Here is a 24,761-nt window from a genome sequence, read left to right as displayed (position 1 = left end):
GCACCCGCCATGACCGCGCTGATCACCCTCTCACACGGCTCGCGCCACCCGCGCGCCAAGGAGGGCATCCGCGCGCTGACCAAAGCGGCGGCCGGCAAGCTCGGCGTGGAGTGGGCGGACGCGCACCTCGAGTTCGACCGCCCCACCCTCGCCAAGGCGGCCGCCGCGCTGGACAGCCCCCGCGCCATCGTCGTGCCCCTGCTGTTCACCCGCGCGTTCCACGCGAAAGTGGACGTGCCGGCCCACCTCGCCGAGGCGCGGGCCCACTGCGACCTCACCCTTGCCGAGCCGCTGGGCACCGGCCCCGACATCGCCGAGGTCCTGCACAAGCGTTTGCTTATCGACGCCCCTTCGGCGCCCCACGCCACCCTCTTCCCCGTCGGCACATCAGATACCGAACAGGCGGCGAACTACACCCGCCTGGCATCTGACCTGGCACGTGTGGCCGGGGTCGAGGTGTCGGTGGTGCAGGCGACTGGGGGCGACCGGAGGTTCGTCGATAGGCAATCGCACGTGCTGCCGCTGTTTGTCACCCACGGAACTTTGCTGAACCGGATCCCGGAGCACCTGTCAGCCTCCGGGCCTTTAACTACTGACCTCGCGGACGTTGTCGCCAGCCGATACCGCTCCGCCGCCGAAAAGGACGCCTGAAATGTACAAGATTGAGACGCTGCTGCTCATCGCCGTGGCCGGCCTGGCCGCCCAACTTGTCGACGGCGGCCTCGGCATGGGCTTCGGCGCCACCTCATCCACCATGCTCATCGCGCTGGCGGGACTCACCCCGGCAGCCGCCTCCGCCGTCGTGCACACCGCCGAGCTTGGCACCACGCTGGCCTCCGGCGTGGCGCACACCCGCTTCGGCAACGTGGACTGGCGCACCGCGTTCGCCATCGGCATCCCCGGCGCCATCGGCGCCTTCCTCGGCGCGACCGTGCTGGTGCGGCTGTCCACCGAAGCCGCGCGGCCGGTGATGTCGCTGATCCTGGCGCTGATCGGGCTGAACCTGATGCTGCGCTTCGCCCGTGGGCTGACGCAGCGCAAGATGGCTGAAAAACCGCACTCGCGCGGGTTCCTGGCCGGGCTGGGCCTGTTCGGCGGCTTCGTGGACGCCACCGGGGGCGGTGGCTGGGGGCCCGTGACCACCTCGACGCTGCTGTCCGCCGGGCGCTCCGAGCCGCGCCGCATCGTCGGCACCGTCAACACCGCAGAGTTCCTGGTTACCCTGGCGGCCACCCTCGGGTTTGCGGTGGGCATGTGGAACGACCTGATGGCTAACCTCGCCGGGGTGCTCGCGCTGCTGCTGGGCGGAGTGGTCGCAGCGCCGATCGGCGCGTGGGTGGTCACCCGCATGAACCCCATCGCCCTCGGTGGGGTGGTGGGCACCTTGATCGTGTTTTTGAACCTGCCGGTGGTGCTGAAGTTCCTCGGCGTGGACTCCGGACTGTGGGCTGTGCGCGTTGCCGTCCTGATCGTGGGCGCGGCGTTGTCCGTGCGCGGCGTGCTCAAGGCCCGGGAGAACTCGCGGGCGGCGGGGGAGCGCGAGGGCGCGACAGTGGTCGATCCGGAGCCAGCCCGCCTACGATAAATAGCCATGTCTGACTTGCTTATCGTCGCAGCCATGAAGGAAGAGGCCGCGGACATCATGTCCGGCGGCGACCACGAGGTGCTGATCACCGGCATCGGCACCCTGCCCGCCGCGATCGCGCTGACCCGCCGCCTGTCCGAAGGCCCTCTGCCGTCGCGCGTGATCAACGTCGGCACCGCCGGCGCCCTGGTGGACTTGGAGCCGGGCGTCTACGAGGTTTCCGACGCCGTCAAGCACGACTTCAAAGTCGGCGGCACCTCCGAGATCACCGACTTTGTCTACCCGCGCTGGTTCTCCTTCGACCCGCTGACCGAGCTGCCCAAGGCCAAGCTCGCCACCGGCGACGCGTTTGTGAACCGGTCCGACCTGCGCGACGAGCTCGCCCGCGAGTGCCAGCTCGTGGACATGGAAGGCTACGCCCTGGCAGCGGTGTGCTCCACGTTCGGTGTGCCGCTGACCCTGCTCAAGCAGGTCTCCGACTCGGCCGACGAGTCCGCCTCCGAGGTCTGGGAGGCAGCCCTGGAGCGCGCCCGCGTCGAGCTGGAGCAGGCGCTGCGCGACCACCTGCGGTAATCCAATCACTTCGACGGACTCGCCTATTCTTCGATCGCTGGCGCCGGCTTCCAATGGGCCTTTCCAGACTCGACTCCGTTGAGAATGCGGATCGTCTAGTAGCCCACCCAACGCTGCTAGACGATCAGCCAAGTCGGGTGGTGTTCCCCCAGGTGATGTTGAAAACGATTGCCGGTATCGGCCTAATCGTCTAGCGTTTCGCTGAGGTTGCTAGACGATTCGAACTTTCGACAGCACTGAACCGGAGAATCGGTCCGCGCTGAAGCCAACTCCCACATCAGGCAAAGAAAACGCCCGCCGGGGCAAACCCAGCGGGCGGAGGGAACAGAGCCCTACTTCGCGAACTCCTCCACAAGCGTGGCGTTGAATGCCGGCAGGTCGTCCGGGGTGCGGGAAGAAATGAAGCCGGAGTCGACCACAACTTCCTCGTCGACCCAGTTGGCGCCGGCGTTGGCCAGGTCGGTCTTGACGTTGGCTACGGAGGTGAGCTTGACGCCCTTGAGCAGGTCGGCGTCGGCGAGGATCCAGCCGCCGTGGCAGATCACGCCGATCGGCTTGCCGGCGTCCTTGAACGCCTTGACCAGGGCGACGGCGTCGGCGTCGGTGCGGATGGTGTCGGCGTTAATGGTGCCGCCGGGCAGGATAAGCGCGTCGAACTCGTCGACGGAGGCGTCGGCAGTCTTGGCGTCGACAGCTACCTTCGCGCCCTTCTTGCCCTCGATCTCACCGGTCTCGGTGGAGACGACCTTGGTGGTCGCACCGGCGGACTCTACGGCCTCCTTCGGGGAGGTCAGCTCCGAATCCTCAAAGCCGTTGGTGGCGATGATCGCGATGTTCTTGCCGTTGAGGTCGGCCATGGTTTACGTCCTTTCGTCGATGAGTAAGTACGGCGCCCACCGTACCTATTCTTCGTCGTTGATGGCGTGGGTGCGGCCCGGGACGTCGGGCTCTCCCTCGGCGTCGCCAAGCGGCACGCGGGTGGAGCCGATGCCTTCCTTGACGGGGACCTTGGTGTTGGACTTTTCGCGCTTGGCCATGCTCATCATGTGGTCGCGCACGGCGAGGAAGGAAGACTTCGAGTCCATGGTTTGGGTCTGTTGGGTGGCCATGGCTATCTCGTCTGCGGTGATTTCACCGGAGCGCAGCGAGACCATCTCGGCCCAGTAGCGCAGCCACACCGCAGCGACGGCGGCGACCGGCACTGCGAGGAACGCGCCGACGATGCCGAACAGGGTGCCGCCGACGGCAACGGCGAGCAGGACCACGGCGGCGTGCAGGCCCATGGCCTGGGACTGCAGGATCGGGGAGAGGACGTTGCCCTCCAGCTGCTGCACGGCGATGATGAGGATGAGCACGAACACCGCGTTCATGAACCCGTTGGACACCAGCGCGATGATCACGGCCAGCGCACCTGCGGAGATTGCACCGACGATGGGGATGAAGCCGGCGAAGAAGGTCACCACGGCGAGGACAGGCCACAGCGGAACGCCGAGGAAGAGCAGGCCGAGGCCGATGAAGATCGCGTCCACCATGGACACGATGGCCTGGGTGCGGATGAAGCCGGACAGGGTGTTCCAGGAGCGCATGCACACCTCGGTGAGGTGCCAGCCGGCGCGCACGCCGGTGTACTTGCGGACCCACGGCAGGAAGCGGTCGCCGTCTTTGAGGAAGAAGAACAGCAGCACGAGTGTCAACGCGAGCGTCGTGCCTACCGACGTAATCGCGCCGATGCCGGAGAACACCCCGGAGGCGATGTTGGACGCCTGCCCCTTCACGAACGCGGTGGCCTGGTCCACGGCCTGCTGGATGCGTTCTGGCTCGAGGAAGGTGAAGTTCTGTTCCTTCAGCCAGGCGATGATCTGGTTGATGCCCTGTTCCGCCTGGTGGCCGAGCTCGGCGCCCTGCGACTTCACGGTCGGCGCCATCGCGGCGATGATGCCGCCGAGGATGCCGAAGGTGCCGATCAGCGTGATGAACACCGCGAGGGCGGCGGGCACCTTGTGGTTTCGCATCCAGCGCACCGGCGGCCACAGCACGGTGGCCAAAATCAGTGCGAGGAGGATGGGCAAAAGGCCCATCCAGACCCATTTGAGCAGGTAAAGCAGGATCGCGGTGGCGGCGACGATGATGATGAAGCGCAGCGCCCAGGCGGCGGCGGTGCGGCCGTCGGAGGCGATGATGTCGCCGCGGTCCACGGGCTCCTTGGAGAGCTCCTGGGCCGCGTCTGCCGGAGTGGGCAGCATCCGGACATCGTCGACGGCGGTGTCGAGCGCGCCGACGTAGTCGTTGTTTTCGTGTTTAGTCACGCGCTCATTGTGCCAGAGATGCTGGTTAATGCATATGTGTGGGGAGACGGAGGGACGTCGATAGGCAAAATGTCCTAGACCACACGGCAATAAAAGTGTAGCGTGAACCACAAACAATACTCGATGTAAGAAAGGCCTGGACATGACCGTTTACCCGAACCCTGGAACTGAAGGCTCGAACGTCAAGTACCGCGAGCGCTACGACAACTACATCGGCGGCGACTGGGTCGCCCCCGTGGACGGCGAGTACTTCGACAACATCACCCCCGTCACCGGCGAGGTGTTCTGCCAGGTCGCGCGCGGCAAGGAAGCCGACATCAACCTCGCGCTCGACGCCGCGCATAAGGCCGCGCCCGCCTGGGGCAAGACCTCCCCGGCGGAGCGCGCGATGGTGCTGCTGAAGATCGCGGACCGCATGGAGGAGCACCTCGAGGAGCTCGCCGTGGCGGAAACTTGGGAGAACGGCAAGGCGGTGCGTGAGACGCTCGCCGCCGACATCCCGCTGGCCATCGACCACTTCCGTTACTACGCGGGTGCGCTGCGCGCGCAGGAGGGTCGCCTGAGCCAGATCGACGAGGACACCGTCGCCTACCACTTCAACGAGCCGCTCGGTGTGGTCGGCCAGATCATCCCGTGGAACTTCCCGCTGCTCATGGCCGCGTGGAAGCTCGCCCCGGCGCTGGCTGCGGGCAACGCGATCGTGCTCAAGCCGGCGGAGCAGACCCCGGCGTCGATCCTGTACCTGATGGATCTGGTCGGCGACCTCATCCCGGCGGGCGTGCTGAACATCGTCAACGGCATGGGCGACGAGGCGGGTGCTGCGCTGTCCGGCTCCGACCGCATCGCCAAGATCGCCTTCACCGGCTCGACCGAGGTGGGCAAGATCATCAACAAGGCCGCGGCGGACAAGATCATCCCGGTCACCCTCGAGCTCGGCGGCAAGTCCCCAGCGCTGTTCTTCGAGGACATCTTTGAAAAGGACGACGACTTCAAGAAGAAGGCCATCGAGGGCTTCGCCATGTTCGCGCTGAACCAGGGCGAGGTGTGCACCTGCCCGTCGCGCGCGCTGGTGCACGAGTCCATCGCGGACGAGTTCCTGGAGCTGGGCGTGCAGCGCGTCAAGCAGATCAAGACCGGCAACCCGCTGGACACCGAGACCATGATGGGTGCGCAGGCCTCCACCGAGCAGATGAACAAGATCCAGTCCTACCTGGAGCTTGGGCCCCAGGAGGGCGCGGAGGTGCTCACCGGCGGCGGCGTGAACAAGATCGACGGCCTGGAAAACGGCCTCTACATTGAGCCGACCGTCTTCAAGGGCACCAACGACATGCGCATCTTCCAGGAGGAGATCTTCGGCCCGGTGATGTCCGTGACCACCTTCAAGGATTTCGACGAGGCCATCTCCATCGCCAACGACACCATTTACGGCCTGGGCGCGGGCGTGTGGGCGCGCTCCGGCACCACGGCGTACAAGGCCGGCCGCGCCATTCAGGCTGGTCGCGTGTGGGTGAACCAGTACCACACCTACCCGGCGCACGCGGCGTTCGGCGGCTACAAGCAGTCCGGCATCGGCCGCGAGACGCACCTGATGATGCTGGACCACTACCAGCAGACCAAGAACCTCCTGGTGTCCTACTCCGAGCAGGAGACGGGCCTGTTCTAAGCAATTGCTTCTCGACGTTTACGCCTCCGGTTGCCCACGCGGCCGGAGGCTTTTTCTTGGAGTTGAGCTGCATAAACAAAGAAAGTTGCGTCGAGTGGGAACAACTTTGTCGCACGTGCCGTTGTTACCTATGAGTGCGACAGACTCAAGAACGTCGCCGCCGGTGTTATAGTGGTGGCCGTCAAGTTGAGTCGGAGCACATCAACTTACTGATAAACCACTTCTCAACAGGAGGAATAACTCTTATGGCACGTGCAGTTGGTATTGACCTTGGCACCACGAACTCGGTCGTCTCCGTCCTCGAGGGCGGCGAGCCGGTTGTCATCGCTAACGCGGAGGGCTCCCGCACCACCCCGTCCGTCGTCGCTTTCGCGAAGAACGGCGAGGTGCTGGTTGGCCAGTCCGCGAAGAACCAGGCTGTGACCAACGTCGACCGCACCATCCGCTCCGTCAAGCGTCACATGGGCGAGGACTGGACCGTGGAGATCGACGACAAGAAGTACACCCCGCAGGAGATCTCCGCCCGTACCCTGCAGAAGCTGAAGCGCGACGCGGAGGCGTACCTCGGTGAGGAAGTCACCGAGGCTGTTATTACCGTTCCGGCGTACTTCGAGGATGCTCAGCGTCAGGCCACCAAGGAGGCCGGCCAGATCGCGGGCCTCGATGTGCTGCGCATTGTCAACGAGCCGACCGCGGCTGCCCTGGCTTACGGCCTGGACAAGAACGAGAAGGAAGAGACCATCTTGGTCTTCGACCTTGGCGGCGGCACCTTCGACGTGTCCCTGCTGGAGATCGGCGACGGTGTTGTCGAGGTGCTGGCTACCGCCGGCGACAACGAGCTCGGCGGCGATGATTGGGACAACCGCATCGTCGAGTGGCTCGTGGACAAGTTCAAGTCCCAGAACGGCGTCGACCTGTCCAAGGACAAGATGGCTATGCAGCGTCTGCGCGAGGCTGCGGAGAAGGCCAAGATTGAGTTGTCTTCCGCACAGCAGGCCTCCATCAACCTGCCGTACATCACTGTGGACTCCGAGAAGAACCCGCTGTTCCTGGATGAGACGCTGACCCGCACCGAGTTCCAGAAGATCACCTCCGACCTGCTGGACCGCACCAAGAGCCCGTTCAACCAGGTGGTCAAGGACGCCGGCATGTCCGTCGGCGACATCGACCACGTGGTCCTGGTCGGCGGCTCCACCCGTATGCCGGCCGTGTCCGAGCTGGTCAAGGAACTGACCGGCAAGGAGCCGAACAAGTCCGTCAACCCGGACGAGGTTGTGGCGCTGGGCGCTGCTCTGCAGGCTGGCGTGCTGCGCGGCGACGTCAAGGACGTGCTGCTTCTCGACGTCACTCCGCTTTCCCTCGGCATCGAGACCAAGGGCGGCGTGATGACCAAGCTCATCGAGCGCAACACCACCATCCCGACGAAGCGTTCGGAGACCTTCACCACGGCTGAGGACAACCAGCCGTCCGTGCAGATCCAGGTCTTCCAGGGCGAGCGCGAGATCGCGTCCGCGAACAAGCTGCTCGGCTCCTTCGAGCTGGCGGGCATCGCACCGGCTCCGCGTGGTGTGCCGCAGATCGAGGTCACCTTCGACATCGACGCCAACGGCATCGTGTCCGTGTCCGCGAAGGACAAGGCCACCGGCAAGGAGAACACGATCAAGATCCAGGACGGCTCCGGTCTGTCCGACGAAGAGATCGATCGCATGATCAAGGACGCCGAGGCTCACGCCGACGAGGACAAGAAGCGCCGCGAGGAGCAGGAGACCCGCAACAACGCGGAGACCATGGCCTACCAGACCCGCAAGTTCATGGATGAAAACGGCGAGAAGCTGCCGGAGGACATCAAGGGCCGCGTGACCGAGGCTGCCGACGCTGTGGACGAGGCACTCAAGGGCGAGGACTTGGACGCCATCAAGTCCGCCGTGGAGAAGCTCAACACCGAGTCCCAGGCAATGGGCACCGCGCTCTACGAGGCTCAGGCGAACGAGGGCGCAACCCAGGCTGACGCCGCCGCAGGCGACGACAACGTGGTCGACGCCGAGGTTGTCGAGGACGACGACGCAACCGATTCCGACAACAAGTAGACCCGGCCCAGCAACCGAGAAAGGAGGCGACCTCTGATGACGAACCCGCACAATGAGCAGATGCCGGACAACCCGGGCGCTCCGGAGGCCACGGACCCCGAGTACGTGTCCCCCGACCAGGCGGAAACGCTCGCCGACGAGGCCGCTGAGTCCGAGGCGCTTGCCACGGACGAAGACCCCCTCTTAGCCGCGGACGCCGAGCTCGAGGACGCCGCGAAGATCGCGGAGAACGAGATCGACCCGGATGTGGACGGGGATGGCGCAGTCAGCGACATCGAGCTGCAGCTGGCGGAGCGCACCGAGTCGCTCCAGCGAGTCAGCGCGGAGTACGCCAACTACCGCCGCCGCACCGAGCGTGAGCGCGGCGAGCTGGCCAACACTGCGAAGGCGAAGTTCGCCACCCAGCTGCTGCCGCTTCTGGACGACCTGGATCTGGCCGAGCAGCACGGCGACTTGGAGCAGGGCCCGCTGAAGGCGTTTGCCGACAAGTTCCGCACGATCGTTGCCGGCCAGGGCATCAAGGAGTTCGGCGCCGAGGGCGATGCGTTCAACCCGGAGATCCACGAGGCAGTGCAGGACCTGTCCCAGGGCGACACCAAGGCCGTGGGCACGGTGCTGCGCAAGGGCTACATGATCGGGGACCGCCTGGTGCGAAACGCCATGGTGATCATTGCGGATCCAGCCGATCCCGCCGAGCCGGCCGGCGAGCCAGAAGCCGACACCACCGAGTAACCAACACGCTCGGATGCCAGGGCCGGGGAATGAGGTAGCGCGGAGACCCACGCGGCCTCGTCCCCGGCCTTTGTACTTAGATAAATTAGTGAACAAACTTTAGCGAGACAGACTCAATACTCTTTGTAGAGGAAAGGAGGGTGCGAGATGGCTATGCAGCAAGAATGGGCAGATAAGGATTATTACGGCGACTTGGGCGTGAGCTCGTCGGCAAGCGCTGCCGACATTAAGAAGGCATACCGCAAGCTCGCACGCGAAAACCACCCCGATTCCAACCCCGGCGACAAGAAGGCGGAGGAGAAGTTCAAGCGGGTGGCCGAGGCGTACGACGTTATCGGCGACGAGCAGAAGCGCAAGGAATACGACCAGCTGAAATCCATGATCAGCTCGGGCGGCTTCGGCCGGTTCGGGCGGGGAGGAGGGTCCGGCTTTCCGGGCGGGTTTCGCGGCACGGAAGCGGAATTCGACCTCTCCGACATCTTCGGATCAGCCGCTGGTGGACAAGCTGGAGACAGCGGCCTTGGTGATATCTTCGGTGGCTTCTTTGGCGGCCGCGGCGGTGCTGGCAGGAACGCTCGGCCGTCGCGGGGGGCCGACGTCGAAACGGAAATAACCCTCGACTTCCGCGAAGCAGCCAAGGGCACGACCATCCCGGTCGAGCTCACCGGCGAGGCGCCGTGCACCACTTGCCACGGCTCCGGCTCCAAGGACGGCAAGACGCATACCTGCCAGACGTGTTCCGGTTCCGGCTTCATCCGTGAGAACTCCGGCGCCTTCGGCATGGCACGCCCATGCACGAACTGTGGCGGCACCGGCGAGGTCATCGAAGACCCCTGCGCCACCTGCGGCGGCACCGGCACCGTGCGGCGCACCCGCTCGATCACCGTGCGCATCCCCGCCGGCGTGATCGACGGGCAGAAGGTGCGCCTGGCGGGCCAGGGCGAGGCGGGCCCGAACGGCACGCCCGCCGGCGACCTGTTTGTCACCGTGCACGTGCGAGGCGATGAGGTGTTCACCCGCTCCGGGGACGACCTGGAGGTCACCGTCCCGGTCGCGTTCTCCGAGGTCGCCCTCGGCGCGACTATCACGGTGCCCACCCTGGATAACCCGGTGAAGGTGAAGGTCCCGGCTGGCACCCCGAACGGGCGCACCCTGCGAGTGAAGGGCCGCGGTATCCCGAAGCGCTCCGGCGCCGGCGACCTGATGGTCACCGTCGAAGTGAAGGTGCCAAAGGATTTGGATCCGTCCGCCACCTCCGCGCTGCGCGCCTACGCCCAGGCTGAGAAGGACTCCGGCTTCGACCCGCGCGCCGGGTGGGCCGGGCTCTAGCCCAGGAAGGAGGTGTAGACAATGGATGAGAACCAGGAGTACTTTGTCATCTCCGTCGCCGCCGAGCTGACCGGCATGCACGCGCAGACCCTGCGCACCTACGACCGGCTCGGCCTGGTCACGCCGATGCGCACCAAGGGCGGCGGCCGCCGCTACTCGCGTCGTGACATCTCCATGCTGCGCCGCATCCAGCACCTCTCCCAGGAGGAGGGCGTCAACCTCGCCGGCATCAAGACGATCATCGAGCTGTCCCAACAGATCGAGGACCTCCAGGACGAGCTGGAAACCCAGCGCGGCCACAACGAGGAGCTGCGCCAGAAGCTGCAGTCCGGTGGGCGCCGGGGCGGCGAGCTCGTGCACGTACCCCGCTCAACAGCGGTAGTCACGTGGGAGCCAGCTGCTTCTCGACGCCGCCGGCGCAGCGCACGGTAGGTGATACTCCTTACGGGCGTTGTGCTTGGAGCTCATCAACGCGTGATTGTCTGGTGTAAAGGCTTAAGGACAGTGGAGTAACTACATCTGCGTAGAAATCAAGCCTTAGGAAACTGCAAAAAGGGCGAGGACTTCAATAGTTCCTCGCCCTTTTTCGCTTAGCAAGCTCCCCCTACATCCTATCCATTTGCTTGTCGGTATCAGTACGCAAATCCGTTTCATTCACCGATCGGTACCCGTTGGCGAAACCCTTCAGAATTTTGACTACCCACCAAATCACCGCAATTACGATGAAAGCAAGGATCGCATAGACGAGAAACTCCTGCATCGAGAAATTAATTGTCGGTCTCCTATCAGGTACAGCAATTACAACAAATTCACCGCAATGGTAAGGCGGCCAGTTATCTGAGGATTGAGAAATCGTTTGTATCCAATCTGATACGTAGCGATCGGCACAAAGCCCCCAATGTCCCTTGGCGCCAGGGTGGTCGTGAACGGCGAACCGAAGGAGGTTTGTTTCACGACCGATTCACAGTTGCTTCAGTTGGTGCCGTCGGCGTTGACGTCGGCTGCGGCCGTTGATGCCTTGGTGGCCACCAGAATGGTCAAGCCTAAGACGTCGCGCGAGGGGGTCGAGGAGGTCCCCTGTATACTCTCCCCGGAAAGCCCCGGAACGATCCCTGCGAAAGCACATCGCCGGGGTTACTGAATTTCCTTCTTCAGCGGTGGTCACGTGGGAGCCAGCTGCTTCTCGACGCCGCCGGCGCAGCGCGCGGTAGCGGTCGGAGTTTTAAACTCGGCGGCATGACGACTAAGGCTGGCGCTCCGCCGCTGCTCAAAGAGACCGGTCCGTGGCGGTTCCGTTTCCCGGAAGTCATCCTGCTGATTGCGGCATTCGCATGGATGGTGGTTGAGGATGCGAACGCCGAAATCAGCGCTGGTTTTGGATTTGCATTGTTCTTCGTCGCACCGATGTTTCTGGGTGTTTTGCTGATGTGCATGGTGCTGGGCATTCCGCTGCAGCGCCAGCCGGTGAATAAGTTTTGGGGAGATGCCGCCTACGTCGTGGTGGGCGTTCTCGTCGCCGTCATTCTGGCGAAGAGCGACAATCCGTACGGCGTGCTGTCGGCCATCATGCCGTACGTCGCCGCAGCCATAATCCTGACCGGGGTCTCCGCGGCGCTGCGGCGCGCAATTGCGCTCCTGGCGTGGAAGAGGAAGTAATGCGGAGGCTCGAATACTCGGCCACATGATGGCAGGTGTCAGCGAACCGCCGCTGCTTAAAGACACGCGACCGTGGGGTTTTCGCATCCCCGAGTTTCTGCTGCTCGCGATTCTGTGTGTCGCGTTTCCAGGCGTGGCGGCATTCGGCGGCTACATTGTCGTCCCCCTGCTGGGGATGCTCGCCGCAGCGCTGCTCATCGGGCTTCCCCTGCAGAACCGCCGGGTGAACGACTTCGTCGTTGACGCTGGCTACCTGGGTGTCGCGTACGTTGCCGGTCTCGTGCTGAGGCTGACCGGGTTTCCCTACGAGGATCAGTTTTGGCTCAACGCCACATTTGGAGCGACGTCCATTGTCGCTGCAGGTCGTCGGGTGGTCGGCGTTGATCCGGCGGGCGCTGGGGTATCGGCAGTGGAAATCGAATGCGGAATGACAAAACGCCCGCGCAATGAACACGTGAGCGCGGGCGTTTGTGCTGTAAAAATTCGAAACGCTTCCTAGCCATGGAGGGCTAGGGGCTTTTTGAAGCCTCCACAACACTACATACGCCGATGTGTTTCCGCATTGAGGAGGCTACCGGGCCGGACTTAGCCGCCGAACTCGATGGCCGCGGCGCCGCCGATGTGGCGGAGGTTGGACTTTGCCAGGTTGAACAGGCGGCCGACGCCACCCTCGAGGAAGGCGGTGCGGGCGCCGGACTTGGTGAAGCCCTTCATCATGTCCCAGGTGATTCCCGGCGGCAGGGAGAGTGCCTCCGGGTCGGTGACAATGTCCACGAGCACCGGGCCGTCGTAGGCCAGGGCCTCCTTGAGCACCGGCTCAAGGTCGTCCGGGTCCTCGATGCGGAAGGACTTAATGCCCACGCCCTTGGCAATCTCGGCGTAGTTAGCCTGCTCGTGGTCGGTGCCGAAGTACGGCATGCCGGCCACCATCATCTCCAGCTTCACCATGCCCAGGGAGGAGTTGTTGAAGCAGATGACCTTCACCGGCAGCTGGTGCAGCTTGATGGTGAGCAGCTCGCCCATGAGCATGCCCAGCCCGCCGTCACCGGACCAGGAGATCACCTGGCGGTCCGGGAACGCGGCCTGCACGCCGATCGCCATCGGCAGCGCATTCGCCATGGTGCCGTGGAGGAAGGACGCGGCCTCGTCGCGCTTGCCGTTCGGGGTGAGGTAGCGCGAGGACCACACGTTGCACATGCCGGTGTCGACGGTGAAGTAGGCGTCGTCGTCCGCAAGCTCGTCCAGCACGGATGCGGCGAGCTCCGGGTGGATCGGCTTCTTGGACTCGAAGGCCTTGGAGGTGTAGCTCTTCACCACGTGGTCCAGCAGCTGGTAGTGGCGCTTGAGCATCTTGTCCAGGAACTTGCGGTCGGTCTTCTCCTCAACGTGCGGGAGGATGTTCTCGATGACGCTCTTGACGTCGCCGATGACCGGGTAGTCCACCTTGGTGCGGCGGCCGATGTGGGTGCCGTCGATGTCGATCTGCGCGACGTTCTCGTCCGGCAGCCAGTCGGTGTACGGGAAGTCGGTGCCCACCATGATGAACAGGTCGGACTCTTCCATCGCGTCCACGCAGGCGCCGTAGCCGAGCAGGCCGGACATGCCCACATCAAACGGGTTGTCGTACTCGAAGTACATCTTGCCGCGGAAAGAGTGGCCGATGGGGGACTTGATCTTCTCCGCCAGGGCGAAGACCTCGTCGCGGGCCTCGCGCGCGCCGTAGCCGCAGAACAGAGTGATCTTGTCGGCCTTGTTAATCGCCTCCACCAGGCGGGCAGCCTCGTGCGGGTCCGGGTAGACGCGCTTGTTGGCGCCGGTGGCGTACACGGAGTCCGCGGTGTGCGGGCCCTCAGCGGTGTCGGCGGCGAAGACGTCGCCAGGCACGATCATCACGGACACGCCGTTGCCGGCCAGGGTGTTCTGCAGTGCGTTGTGGAGCACGCGCATGCCCTGGTCTGCCTCGTGGACAACCTCGCAGTAGGAGGAGCACTCCTGGAAGAGCAGCTCCGGGTGGGTCTCCTGGAAGAAGGAGGAGCCGATCTCGGCCGTGGGGATGTGCGACGCGATGGCCAGCACCTTCGCGCCGTTGCGGTGGGACTCAAACAGGCCCTGCACGAAGTGGGTGTTACCCGGGCCGCAAGAGGCGCCGCACACGGCGAGCTCATCGGCGGCGAGGGAATCGGCGCCAGCGGCAAACGCTGCGGCCTCCTCGTTGCGTACGTGGACCCACTCGATATCGCTTTGACGCACGGCGTCGGACAGCGGGTTGAGCGAATCGCCCACCAGGCCGTAAATGCGCTTAATGCCTTGATCCTCTAGGCGCTTGACTACTTGTTCTGCAAAGTTGGGCATTGTCTACCTAATTCTCCTTATAGGTGGTTTCATTCAACGTGCGCCATGGTAACGACATTTACGCAGGCGGGTCGGCGCGCTGTTGCAAAGCAGACAAGAACGCGGGGTCTGTGAAGTAGTCGGTGTGGTCGCCTCTCACACCCAGCACACGCTCGCCGCCCCACCCGATGTACGACGGCGACGAGCCGAGCGCCGCCGTCGGCCCGGAGCGCAGCAGCAGGATCGGGTCTTCGGGGGAATCCACCACGTGCACCGTCGCCTCCGGCCCTGCGAGCGTCAGCTTTGAGACGTGCTCGCCAGACACGCCAGCGCTGCCCAGGATCCACAGGTCGTCCGCGAGCAACCCGTGCTGGTGCGCCGCCTTCGTGGCCAAAAGCGTGCCGTAGCTGTGGGACACCACGGTCTTTTGCGCGTCAGGGAAGCGCTCCTCCAGCGCGGCTTGGAACATGGCGAGGTCGTCCGCGCCGGCGTGGGCGCGGTGGGGCGAGGCAGCGTCCGTGAGTAGCGGGGGAGGGGCGTAGCCCTGCCACACCACCACCGCGGCCCCGGTTTTCTCCGAGAGCATCCGGGCCTTTTCCAGCTCGCTCGGCAGCTGCGAGGGTTTGCCGGTGGTGGCGCCGGCGACCATGGTGATCACGCGCGCCGGGTCCACCGCGTCGCCGACGAGCACCGTGCTCGCCGTCGGCCCGGCCTCCAGGAGCACACCGCCGGCGTCCTCCACCGCGCGCAGCGTGGAGGCCGGCACCGTCTGCGCGTGCCGGGCGTGCAGCGATTCGAAGGACTCGTCCGGGTGGTCGAACAGCGGGTCGTAGTCCTGCTCCTTGCCGGATGCGCCCAGCAGGGTCCGGGACAGCCGCAGGTCCAGCATCATGGACATGCCGTTGAGCCACAGCACGACGCGGGAATGGGAGTACATGCCGATGAACTGGGCGGCCTCGTCAAACTGCTGCTGCAGGGCGGCGGCGGCGACCAAAGCCACCGAGGCTTGCTCCAGCCGCTCCGCGCTGGCGCTTAGCGACGAGCCGTAGTCCGCAAACCTGGCCGCAGAGACCTCGAACGCGGGGCCGCGGAACCCGGAATCCGCAATCACAGCGGCTGAAAACGGCGCGTGTTCCGCGCGTTCCCGCGTACCCTCAGCGGCCAATCTGGTGGCGGCGGCCGCGGCGAACAATTCGGATGCGATCAGTGCTGGTTTGTATGTCATGGCGTTAGCTCCTTGCCGAATCGGGCATCTGCCTGCTCCACTTCGGACGCAAACGCGGCGACATCGTGGAGGTGGGTGTCAAGGCGGGACGTGGTGTCGTCGACAAGCAAATGCTCCGTGTCCTGCAACGTTGCGAGCGCGGATGCGGAGCGCGACGGGCTTAAGTGGGCGGTGGGAAGGGTGCCGAAGCTGCGGATGCAGCTGCGGGCGGCACGTGCGGTCTCTGTGGTCAGTTGAAGAAATGTCATGCAACGAACCATCCGCGAACGCAACAAGCGGCGCAATACCCCTTTTCAAATCTGTGGATAACTCCCCCGAAACGCACCTAGAGTTATCCACATGAAGATCGCGCTATTGCAATTCGCCTCCGGCAGCGACAAGATGGAAAATTTGGCCGCCATCGAACCGCTGGTCCGCGACGCCGCCGCCCAAGGCGCAACGCTGATCGTCCTGCCCGAGGCCGCCAGCCAAGCGTTCGGGCAGGGGCGGCTGGATACGCAGGCAGAAGAGCTGGACGGTCCGTTCGCCACAGGGCTGAAAAAGCTTAGCGACGAGCTCCGCGTCACCATCGTCGCCGGCATGTTCCGCCCCGCAGACACGAACACCGTGGACGGCAAGAAGCTCAATCGCGTCTACAACACCGCGCTGATCACCGGCGGCGGGGTGCATAAGGGATACGACAAGATCCACACTTACGACGCCTTCAACTACAAGGAGTCGGACACGGTGCGCGCAGGTGGTGAGCTGGTCACGTTCGTCCACGACGGCGTGACGGTGGGGGTGGCCACCTGCTTTGACATCCGCTTCCCGGAGCAGTTCCAACAGCTTGCCCAACGCGGCGCAAAGGTGGTTGTGGTACCCACGAGCTGGGCGGACGGGCCGGGCAAGGTGGGGCAGTGGCACATCCTCACCGCCGCGCGTGCGCTGGACGCCGGGGTGTTCATCGCGGCGGCCGACCAGGCGCGCCCGGACTTCGAAGCCAAGGCCGGCGAGCCCTCAGGCCCCACGGGCGCGGGGCATTCGGTGGTGGTGGACCCGTTTGGCACACGCCTCGCGGAGGCCGGCTACGGCCCGGAAACCCTGGTGGTGGAGATCGACCCGACTGACGCAGACGAGGCACGCAAGCAGCTGCCGCTAGAGGCGATTAGGCAGCACAGCGCTATGCGCTAAACCACTCCGGCGCCGCATCGGGGGCGACGGTCTGCACGTCCCGCGCCCCGGCCACCTCCAGCGCCGCGGCCAGGCTCACCGCGCGCTCCTCATTCGCGCACACGATCACCTCGCGGCCCCACCACATCCCGGCGCCGGAAACCACCTGCTCCAGCGGCGCACCCACCCGCGACTGCGCAATCCACGCCACGTCCAGCCAGTCCTGCGCCTTGGCAAGTGCGTCCAGCGCCGCCGTGTCGTAGAACCCCTCCGGCCCGCTCGCACCGACCACGAGGTGCACCTCCGGCGGATCGGTCTGCTCCAAATAGTGGAAGACCAGCGCCTTCGCCGCCGCGAACCCACCCTCGGCGGCAACCAGGAGCAATTGCCTATCGACGTCCCCGCGTACCCCGCCCCGCGCCGCCCCCAACGTCAACCAGTCGCCCGGCTGCAACTGCATCTCGTCGGGAACGTGGAACTCCAGCTGCCCGAGCTGGTTGGACGGCAGCGCGGGGACCAGGCCGGTCCACTCGCCGGGGCGATTCGGCGACATCACCGGGATGACCTGTCCGGGGGCGTAGGGCACCGGCGTGCCGGCCTCCAGGCGCACGACCTGCACCCCGCCGCGGCGCTCCACGCTGGTCACCTGCGCGGCGGTGGCGGCAGGCACGCCAGCAACGTCCGCCTGTGAGGCGGCATTGCGCATGAGCTCCGCCGCCTGGATCAGTTCGGGCGCGTCGGCCCCGGCTTCGTCGATAAGCATCTGCACAGCGTTGGGGTACTCCTCGGCCGGAAACCCTGTGCGGCGCAGATCCAGCGCCAAGGCCTTCAGCTCGTCGCGGACCTCCTCTGCGGGGCGCTCGAGCACGGCGAGGGCGGCGCGCATGAGAATGGGCGGCATCTCCTCGCCAGGCGGCAGCATCATCTCTGCCTGCGGGTACGCCTCGGAAAAGCGGGTACGCCACGCGCGGCTGACCTGCGGGCCGCGGGTGCGCAATATCTCGGCAAAGTGGGCGGAAGGCATAGAAACAGGTTACCTAGCGGCTGTGGGCTAAAGTTGCACCCGGCTTGAATGTGATAAGTGGATAGAAAAGAGGTGCTGTGGTGGAATTCACCCCGTATACGTTGCTCACGGACATCGGCTGGATTTCGGTCCTGCTCATCGTCGGCAACATTTTGCGCAACCGGCTGAAGGTGCTGCAGGCGCTGCTGCTGCCTGCCCCGATCACCGCGGGGCTGCTCGGCCTGCTGCTGGGCGACGAGATCCTGGGCGTGATCCACTGGTCCGATCAGGTGGGCACCTACACCACGCTGCTCATCGCGGTGGTGTTCGCGTCCATGGCCTACTCGATGGAGCTCGGCGGCTCCGTCGCCTCCGGCGCCCGCAACATGTGGGGCTACTCCACCGCCATGTTCATGGGCCAATGGGGCCTGTTCGTGCTGCTCGGCGTGTACCTGTTCGCGCCGCTGTTCGGCACTGAACCATGGTTCGGCATGATGCTGCCGGTCGGCTTCGTCGGCGGCTTCGGCACCGCGGCGGCCGTGGGCTCCGCGCTTGAAGAGATCGGCGTGGAGGGCGCGTCCTCCATCGGCTTCACCTCCGCCACCGTGGGCACCCTGGTGGCCATCGTGGGTGGTGTGATCATGGCCAACTGGGGTATCCGCAAGGGCAAGGCCTCCCAGCTCGCCGGCACGCTTCCCGACGACCTGCGCACCGGCTACATCCACAACGAAGACGAGCGCCCCTCCATCGGCAAGGCCACCACCAACCCGTCGTCCATCGAGCCGCTGGCGCTGCACGCCGGCTTCATCGTCTTCACCGTGCTCATCGCCTACATGGTCAACAGCGTGATCAAGGGCCAGTGGCCGAACGTGTCCATCCCGCTGTTCGCCATGGCGTTCGTCATCGGGCTTATCGGCCGCCTGCTGCTCAAGCTCGCCGGCCGCCCGAACTACCTGGACAGCTCCACCATCAACTCCGTCTCCGGCGCCGCCACGGACTACATGATCGCCTTCGGCATCGCCTCCATAGTGCCCGCGGCACTGGCCGGCTACTGGCAGGCGCTCGTGCTCATCTTCGTGCTGGGCACCCTGTTCTGCGTGGTGTGGATGTTCTGGGCCGGCCCGACCTTCTTCGGCGACAAGTGGCTCGAGCGCGGCCTGTTCGGCTGGGGCTGGGCCACCGCCGCAGTGGCCACCGGCATCGCGCTTTTGAAGATGGTGGACCCGAAGCTCAAGTCCGGCACGCTCAACGAGTACGGCGTGGCCTACGTCGGTTTCGCCCCGTTCGAAATCGGCACCACCATCATTGCGCCGATCGCGGTCATCGCGGGCTTTACCGCCGTCTTCGGCTGGATCGCCTTCGCCATCGCGGTCGGGGTTGTCGTGCTTGCTTACGCGATGAAGTGGATACCGGTCGCGAGATCGTCGTAAAGCTTGGTGCTTAGAACGGCCGGCGGCGCAAAGCGGCAGGGATATACTGCTGGCCGGCTAACCAAGACGCTGCCGCAGGATTCATCGAGTTCATTAGGCGGAGACAGACTTTGTGGTACCGCATGAGCTCGGTTGGCTCCAAAAGCGGTTCCAAGTGGCTCGCTCGATTGCGGGCGAATCGCACGGTGCTCGCCCACTTATAGATCACGGCGTGGCTCGCATGTTGGAACGAAGATCCCTGCTTAGGGGCAAATGCCGAACTGAGAGCCTCGTTCCAAATCCTCATCCTGGGGTTCTGGGAGGAAGTTACTTCGGGGCGTGGCAGAAGGAACAACCAGGATCCGAACGGCAGGGCTGCCACAAGATCGTCATGCGTTGGGTTGGGCTTTGTTGGGTTGCCGTCTTCGCCCAGAAGGGCGGGTTCAGCCTTCTTCCACATGGGTGGCCGGTTGGCGGGCGAGATAATCTGCCGGAGCCGCGGCGCAGGATCTTTAAGCCATCCGCGGGGATACGGTTCTGATCGACCGGGCTCGTTTACGGGCTCGTTCTCGTTCCACCCTTGAAGTAGAGCGTCGATACTGTTGCGCAGCTGCACCTCGACCATTCCGGTGGTCGCAGCGACGGCACCGGCCGCCCCAATATTCCATAAATAGAGTTCAAGTGCCTTCGCGTCGGAGCCCCCAGCGACGGTCCGGTATGTATCGAAGCGGGCGTCCGACAAGGCTTTTGTGATAGCCAAGGTGGTTTGCGTTTGCACGAACTCATATTTACACTGGCAACTACAAGACGGGTTAAAATCCGGTATCAATAAGAATCCCCGCTAGGTTTCGCGCCTAGCGGGTTTCTTTGTTGAAGGGGGTATCCCCCGCGTGTGATCTGGTGCGATGCTACTTTGAGCCAACCCCGCGCAACTTTTTTGCCGTTGACAGGAACAGACTCAACTTCTTGTGCGTTACACCTAGTGCGAAACAAACATTAGGCAAGAAAGGACCATGGAATCATGGCGAATAAATACACGCAGAAGACACAGGAGGCCCTGCAGCAGGCGCAGATGCGCGCCTCTGCCGCCGGCAACCCGGAGATGCGCCCGGCGCACGTGCTGGAAGCGCTTTTGAAGCAGGAGGACGGCATCGCCGCCCCGGTGCTCAAGGCCACGGGCGTGGACCCAGACACCGTCGCGCGCGAGGCCAGCGAGCTGATTAGCACCTACCCCAGCGCGCAGGGGCAGAACATGGCCAACCCGGGCATCAACCGGGACCTGCAGACGGCACTGCAACACGCGCAGGATCTCGCGGGCGAGCTTGGCGACGAGTTCGTGTCCGCCGACGTCCTTTTGGCCAGCATCGCAAAGGGAGGCGACGACGCCGCTGAGCTGCTGACCAAGCGCGGCGCCACCTTCGAGGCGCTCAAGGAATCCTTCCCGTCTGTGCGTGGCGGCAAGAAGGTGACCACGGAAAACCCGGAAGATCAGTTCCAGGCGCTGCAGAAGTACTCCACGGACCTGACCGCGCGTGCGCGCGAGGGCAAGATCGACCCGGTGATCGGGCGCGATTCGGAGATCCGCCGCGTGGTGCAGGTGCTTTCCCGTCGCACGAAGAACAACCCGGTGCTCATCGGTGAGCCGGGCGTCGGTAAGACTGCGATTGTGGAGGGCCTGGCCCGCCGCATCGTCGCTGGCGACGTGCCGGAGTCGCTCAAGGGCAAGACGCTGATCTCGCTGGATCTGGGCTCCATGGTCGCGGGCGCGAAGTACCGGGGCGAGTTCGAGGAACGTCTCAAGGCTGTGCTGGACGAGATCAAGGAGTCCAACGGGCAGATCATCACCTTTATCGACGAGCTGCACACCATCGTTGGCGCCGGTGCCTCCGGGGACTCCGCGATGGACGCCGGCAACATGATCAAGCCGCTGCTCGCCCGCGGTGAGCTGCGCCTGGTCGGCGCGACCACGCTGGACGAGTACCGCCAGTACATCGAGAAGGACGCCGCCCTGGAGCGCCGCTTCCAGCAGGTCTACGTGGGCGAGCCGACGGTGGAGGACACCATCGGCATCCTGCGCGGCCTGAAGGAGCGCTACGAGGTGCACCACGGCGTGCGCATCCAGGACTCGGCGCTGGTGTCGGCGGCGGAGCTGTCCAACCGCTACATCACCAACCGCTTCCTGCCGGACAAGGCCATCGACCTGGTCGACGAGGCCGGCTCGCGCCTGCGCATGCAGATCGACTCCTCCCCGCAGGAGATCGACGAGCTCGAGCGCATCGTGCGCCGCCTGGAGATCGAGGAGATCGCCCTGCAGAAGGAGTCCGACGCCGCCTCCGCGCAGCGCCTGGAGCACCTGCGCGAAGAGCTCGCGGACCAGCGTGAGCGCCTCGGCGAGATGAAGGCGCGCTGGGAGAACGAGAAGGCGGAGGTGAACAAGGTCCAGTCCGCGAAGGAGGAGCTCGAGCGTCTGCGCAACGAGTCCGAGATCGCGGAGCGCGAGGGCGACTACGCCAAGGTTTCTGAGCTGCGCTACGGCCGCATCCCGGAGCTCGAGGCTGAGGTTGCCAAGGTGGAATCCGAGGCCAGCAACAAGACCATGCTGGAAGAGGAGGTCACCCCGGACATCATCGCGGACGTCGTATCCTCCTGGACCGGTATCCCGGCGGGCAAGATGATGCAGGGCGAGACGGAGAAGCTGCTGAACATGGAGTCCGTGCTCGGCGAGCGCGTCGTGGGCCAGAAGGAAGCCGTGGTCGCGGTCTCCGATGCGGTGCGCCGCTCCCGCGCGGGCGTGGCGGATCCGAACCGCCCGATCGGTTCCTTCCTCTTCCTCGGACCCACCGGCGTGGGTAAGACGGAGCTGGCCAAGGCGCTGTCGGAGTTCCTCTTCGACGACGAATCGGCCATGATCCGCATCGACATGTCCGAGTACGGCGAGAAGCACTCCGTCGCCCGCCTGGTCGGCGCCCCTCCGGGATACGTCGGCTTCGACGCCGGCGGTCAGCTCACCGAGGCCGTGCGCCGTCGTCCGTACTCGCTCGTGCTTTTCGACGAGGTCGAGAAGGCGCACCCGGATGTCTTCGACGTGCTTCTGCAGGTCCTGGATGAAGGTCGCCTCACCGACGGCCAGGGTAGGACGGTGGATTTCCGCAACACCGTGGTCATCCTCACCTCCAACCTGGGCGCCGGTGGCAACCGCGAGCAGATCATGGACGCGGTGAAGCACCACTTCAAGCCGGAGTTCATCAACCGCCTCGACGACGTGGTGGTCTTCGACCCGCTGAGCCAGGACCAGCTCGTCGGCATCGTGGACATCCAGCTCGACGGCCTGGCTGAGCGCCTCGCCGCCCGTCGCCTGACCCTCGACGTGTCGGATTCCGCGAAGTCCTGGTTGGCCGAGCGCGGCTACGACCCGGCCTACGGCGCCCGCCCGCTGCGCCGCCTAATCCAGCAGGCCATCGGCGACCGCCTGGCCAAGAAGCTGCTGGCGGGTGAGATCGTCGACGGCGACACGGTCCACGTGGACGTCGCCGACGGTGGCGAGGGCCTGGACGTCACCGCGAGGTAGTCCAGACCTACTGTGCTAGATCAAGTCGGTTGTCTGCCTGGCGCGGCTAACCAGATCAAGTCGGGCGTATTTGATGAAAGGCCAGCCTGACGGCCACTGCCCCGAACCGAGGTGAAGAATCTCGGTCGGGGTTTTGTGCGTCCGGAGGTCATCTTTCGGGCTGAGGAGGTAGATGACGTAGCGGCCGCCCGTGTCGTATCCGTTGCCGAGGCCGTAGCGCATCGCCGCCGCAACTTTCTTGTCCCGCTGGTCCCCGTTTGCCAGTCGATTCGCTTCTTCTCTTGACCACTCGGCAGGGACGATGATGTCTTCGATCTGGGGAAAGATTTGGGGGATGTGTGGACGAGATTGCGTGGAACAGAAGGTTGATTGGTCGCCGTTGAGGCTGGCATCGTAGCGCGGTAGGTAAAAACCCAGATGACTGATTTCTTGGCCGATGTGGCTCGACTGCTCCAAGATGACTGCCGCTTTTTGGTGGTAGCAGTCAAACAGTGGGTATTTGAATCGCTTGCCAGGTGAAGCCGATCTATTTCGCGTCGAAGGAAGGATCGCAGTGTCTGACTCCGATTCGACGTGCGGACGATTCCGCATCACTTCCGTCACCCTGGAGAGCCGGTGTACCCATTTCACGGCGTCCTCGTCTATCCAGCCAGTGAGCCTCTCGATTTTTCGCATTTCAACCTCAGGGTGGAAACGCAGTAAAGAATCCTGGTGCGAACAGCGGTTTCTGAGCTCCTTCAAATCCTCTAGGGCTTGTGCAACTAGAAGGCGATCCGGTTGGCCGGGAAACACACGGTGCAGATGATCATCCCAAAGTTTCGCTACCCGGAAGTCTTTAGAGCTGACCAGGCTGGTCCAGAATCCAAGATTCAACTGGGAGGTCACGTCATCTTTGGTGGGCGCGATTTTGCGTTTATTGTTGGTCATCCGTTCAGCTACTGCGCCAATTGAGTCGTTATTGGGGAGAGTCCAAGGAAACGCGAGCGGATGAATCCGCTCCAGCTCGCGCATCATGGAATTCCGCAAGAGAACTTCCACGTGGTGAATCACTTCAGACAACGCAGCAGATACGGCAGCGTTCAACTCATAAAGTTCCCAGGCGAGGTCTTCGTCACCGGACGTTTGAGCCAGGTAAGGGGCGAGTCGCGCATGCGACACCCATTCAATCTTTCGCTGCAAGAGTCCCTCCCAAACCAATTGCAATGTCCCCAATGAGCTAATACTCTAACAGCCAGACCGTCGAACGACCTTGTCTTCGGCGGTGAGGACTCTGTTGAAGCAGATTGAATGCTTGCAGGGTCCTCTATTCGTTTGAGTGGATATGCAGAGGTAGATAATGGGTGCATGACTCAACTCGTGCACACCCCGGAAGCGCTGGACAGAGCGCTTCCGGACGGCCCCGTCTCACTCGTCCCCACCATGGGCGCGCTGCATAGTGGCCACCTCGCCCTCGTCCGCTCAGCCAAGGCACTGGGCAACCCCGTGGTAGTGAGCATCTTCGTCAACCCGCTGCAGTTCGCGCCGGGCGAGGATTTAGAGAAGTATCCGCGGACGTTGGCTGAGGACGTCGAGAAGCTTGAGGCTCTCGGCGTCGACGCCGTTTTCGCGCCGGCGCCGGAGACGATGTACCCGCACGGACCGCGCACGACGATCCAGCCCGGCCCGCTCGGCGCGGTGCTGGAGGGCGCGACGAGGCCGACGCATTTCGCGGGCGTGCTCACGGTGGTGGCGAAGCTGTTCGCGCTGACCGGCGCAGCGGACGCGTTCTTCGGCGAGAAAGACTACCAGCAGCTCGCGCTGATCCGGCAAATGGTGGATGACCTGCACCTTCCCGTGCGCATCCACGGCTGCCCGATCGTGCGCGACACCGACGGCCTCGCGCTATCCTCGCGCAACCGCTACCTCTCCGCCGAGGAGCGCGAGATTGCCCTTGCCATCCCGCGGGCGCTGGCCACCGGCAGCCTCGCCGAAGCGCGCTCGCTTCTCGACGCCACCAAAGGCCTCCACCTCGACTACCTCGTCGCCACCGCCCCCGACATGTCAGATCTGCCGGAGGGGTACACGGGTCCGGCGCGTCTGCTCGTGGCGGCGAAGGTCGGCGCGACCCGTCTGCTGGACAACGCCCCGATCGAGCTCTAGCGCTGC

At 64.5% G+C, this 24,761-nt stretch carries 21 protein-coding genes; 14 read left to right on the top strand and 7 right to left on the bottom strand.

What is annotated here, in order from left to right:
- Window positions 1-9 precede the first annotated feature (9 nt).
- Genes MHX64_RS04820 through MHX64_RS04810 form a run of 3 tightly spaced genes read left to right on the top strand, consistent with a single transcriptional unit; the run spans window position 10 to window position 2,158 of the window.
- A complete protein-coding gene (locus tag MHX64_RS04820) occupies window positions 10-651 on the top strand; it encodes a sirohydrochlorin chelatase (RefSeq protein ID WP_239356042.1) in 642 nt (213 codons plus the stop codon).
- A 10-nt stretch (window positions 652-661) separates the two neighbouring features.
- Window positions 662-1,585, top strand: coding sequence for a sulfite exporter TauE/SafE family protein (locus MHX64_RS04815; protein ID WP_239306197.1), 924 nt, complete (start codon window positions 662-664; stop codon window positions 1,583-1,585).
- A gap of 6 nt (window positions 1,586-1,591) precedes the next feature.
- A complete protein-coding gene (locus MHX64_RS04810; RefSeq protein WP_181889176.1) occupies window positions 1,592-2,158 on the top strand; it encodes a nucleosidase in 567 nt (188 codons plus the stop codon).
- Window positions 2,159-2,490: 332 nt separating this feature from the next.
- Here MHX64_RS04810 and MHX64_RS04805 read toward each other — a convergent pair whose 3' ends face one another.
- Both MHX64_RS04805 and MHX64_RS04800 read right to left on the bottom strand, forming a co-directional pair.
- Complete coding sequence (locus MHX64_RS04805) at window positions 2,491-3,015, bottom strand: type 1 glutamine amidotransferase domain-containing protein (protein ID WP_239356041.1); 525 nt, start codon at window positions 3,013-3,015, stop codon at window positions 2,491-2,493.
- 45 nt (window positions 3,016-3,060) lie between these two features.
- Window positions 3,061-4,464: an AI-2E family transporter gene (locus tag MHX64_RS04800; RefSeq protein WP_370642069.1), complete on the bottom strand. Its 1,404-nt coding sequence runs from the start codon at window positions 4,462-4,464 to the stop codon at window positions 3,061-3,063.
- A gap of 142 nt (window positions 4,465-4,606) precedes the next feature.
- Between MHX64_RS04800 and MHX64_RS04795 the strand changes: the two genes are divergently transcribed.
- The 7 genes from MHX64_RS04795 to MHX64_RS04765 all read left to right on the top strand — a co-directional run bounded on the left by MHX64_RS04795 (window position 4,607) and on the right by MHX64_RS04765 (window position 12,430).
- Window positions 4,607-6,127 (top strand): aldehyde dehydrogenase family protein, encoded by a 1,521-nt coding sequence (locus tag MHX64_RS04795; RefSeq protein ID WP_239356040.1) that lies wholly within the window; start codon window positions 4,607-4,609, stop codon window positions 6,125-6,127.
- A gap of 245 nt (window positions 6,128-6,372) precedes the next feature.
- On the top strand, window positions 6,373-8,214 hold the full coding sequence (gene dnaK / locus MHX64_RS04790) for a molecular chaperone DnaK (RefSeq protein WP_181889173.1): 1,842 nt from the start codon (window positions 6,373-6,375) through the stop codon (window positions 8,212-8,214).
- A gap of 36 nt (window positions 8,215-8,250) precedes the next feature.
- Window positions 8,251-8,946, top strand: a complete 696-nt coding sequence (gene grpE, locus MHX64_RS04785) for a nucleotide exchange factor GrpE (protein ID WP_181889172.1) — start codon at window positions 8,251-8,253, stop codon at window positions 8,944-8,946.
- A gap of 147 nt (window positions 8,947-9,093) precedes the next feature.
- Window positions 9,094-10,275, top strand: coding sequence for a molecular chaperone DnaJ (dnaJ, locus tag MHX64_RS04780; protein WP_239356039.1), 1,182 nt, complete (start codon window positions 9,094-9,096; stop codon window positions 10,273-10,275).
- A gap of 21 nt (window positions 10,276-10,296) precedes the next feature.
- On the top strand, window positions 10,297-10,707 hold the full coding sequence (locus MHX64_RS04775; protein WP_239356038.1) for a heat shock protein transcriptional repressor HspR: 411 nt from the start codon (window positions 10,297-10,299) through the stop codon (window positions 10,705-10,707).
- Between the two features lie 804 nt (window positions 10,708-11,511).
- Window positions 11,512-11,931, top strand: coding sequence for a hypothetical protein (locus tag MHX64_RS04770; RefSeq protein WP_239356037.1), 420 nt, complete (start codon window positions 11,512-11,514; stop codon window positions 11,929-11,931).
- Between the two features lie 25 nt (window positions 11,932-11,956).
- Window positions 11,957-12,430 (top strand): hypothetical protein, encoded by a 474-nt coding sequence (locus MHX64_RS04765; RefSeq protein WP_239356035.1) that lies wholly within the window; start codon window positions 11,957-11,959, stop codon window positions 12,428-12,430.
- Between the two features lie 86 nt (window positions 12,431-12,516).
- On the opposite strand, the gene MHX64_RS04760 is transcribed toward MHX64_RS04765, so the two are convergent.
- Genes MHX64_RS04760 through MHX64_RS04750 form a run of 3 tightly spaced genes read right to left on the bottom strand, consistent with a single transcriptional unit; the run spans window position 12,517 to window position 15,735 of the window.
- Window positions 12,517-14,283 carry a pyruvate dehydrogenase gene (locus MHX64_RS04760; protein ID WP_239356033.1) on the bottom strand — a complete coding sequence of 589 codons (1,767 nt, stop codon included), beginning with the start codon at window positions 14,281-14,283 and terminating at the stop codon, window positions 12,517-12,519.
- A gap of 58 nt (window positions 14,284-14,341) precedes the next feature.
- Window positions 14,342-15,487, bottom strand: a complete 1,146-nt coding sequence (locus MHX64_RS04755) for an alpha/beta hydrolase (protein ID WP_239356032.1) — start codon at window positions 15,485-15,487, stop codon at window positions 14,342-14,344.
- The gene (locus MHX64_RS04750) at window positions 15,484-15,735 is read right to left on the bottom strand and encodes a hypothetical protein (RefSeq protein ID WP_239356031.1); all 252 of its coding nucleotides are present in this window, start codon (window positions 15,733-15,735) and stop codon (window positions 15,484-15,486) included. The genes MHX64_RS04755 and MHX64_RS04750 overlap by 4 nt, the downstream gene beginning before the upstream one ends.
- Window positions 15,736-15,826: 91 nt before the next feature.
- On the opposite strand from MHX64_RS04750, the gene MHX64_RS04745 reads away from it, so the two are divergent.
- Entirely contained in the window at window positions 15,827-16,657 is an 831-nt protein-coding gene (locus MHX64_RS04745) for a carbon-nitrogen hydrolase family protein (RefSeq protein ID WP_239356030.1), read from the top strand.
- On the opposite strand, the gene MHX64_RS04740 is transcribed toward MHX64_RS04745, so the two are convergent.
- Entirely contained in the window at window positions 16,647-17,660 is a 1,014-nt protein-coding gene (locus MHX64_RS04740) for a hypothetical protein (RefSeq protein WP_239356029.1), read from the bottom strand. The two genes, MHX64_RS04745 and MHX64_RS04740, sit on opposite strands and share 11 nt — an antisense overlap.
- An 80-nt stretch (window positions 17,661-17,740) precedes the next feature.
- Here MHX64_RS04740 and MHX64_RS04735 point away from each other — a divergent pair, with 80 nt between their 5' ends.
- Complete coding sequence (locus tag MHX64_RS04735) at window positions 17,741-19,069, top strand: sodium:glutamate symporter (RefSeq protein WP_239356152.1); 1,329 nt, start codon at window positions 17,741-17,743, stop codon at window positions 19,067-19,069.
- A 1,000-nt stretch (window positions 19,070-20,069) separates the two neighbouring features.
- Window positions 20,070-22,616, top strand: a complete 2,547-nt coding sequence (gene clpB / locus MHX64_RS04730) for an ATP-dependent chaperone ClpB (protein ID WP_239356028.1) — start codon at window positions 20,070-20,072, stop codon at window positions 22,614-22,616.
- Between the two features lie 15 nt (window positions 22,617-22,631).
- Here clpB and MHX64_RS04725 read toward each other — a convergent pair whose 3' ends face one another.
- Window positions 22,632-23,795: a hypothetical protein gene (locus MHX64_RS04725; protein ID WP_194989494.1), complete on the bottom strand. Its 1,164-nt coding sequence runs from the start codon at window positions 23,793-23,795 to the stop codon at window positions 22,632-22,634.
- Window positions 23,796-23,960: 165 nt separating this feature from the next.
- Here MHX64_RS04725 and panC point away from each other — a divergent pair, with 165 nt between their 5' ends.
- Window positions 23,961-24,755, top strand: a complete 795-nt coding sequence (gene panC, locus MHX64_RS04720) for a pantoate--beta-alanine ligase (protein WP_239356027.1) — start codon at window positions 23,961-23,963, stop codon at window positions 24,753-24,755.
- The last annotated feature ends 6 nt before the right edge of the window (window positions 24,756-24,761 follow it).

Source organism: Corynebacterium sp. ACRPZ, from assembly GCF_022346205.1.
Classification (GTDB): Bacteria; Actinomycetota; Actinomycetes; order Mycobacteriales; family Mycobacteriaceae; genus Corynebacterium; species Corynebacterium lehmanniae.
Note: the sequence above shows the minus strand (reverse complement) of the source record. Positions and strands in the feature narration are given on the sequence as shown.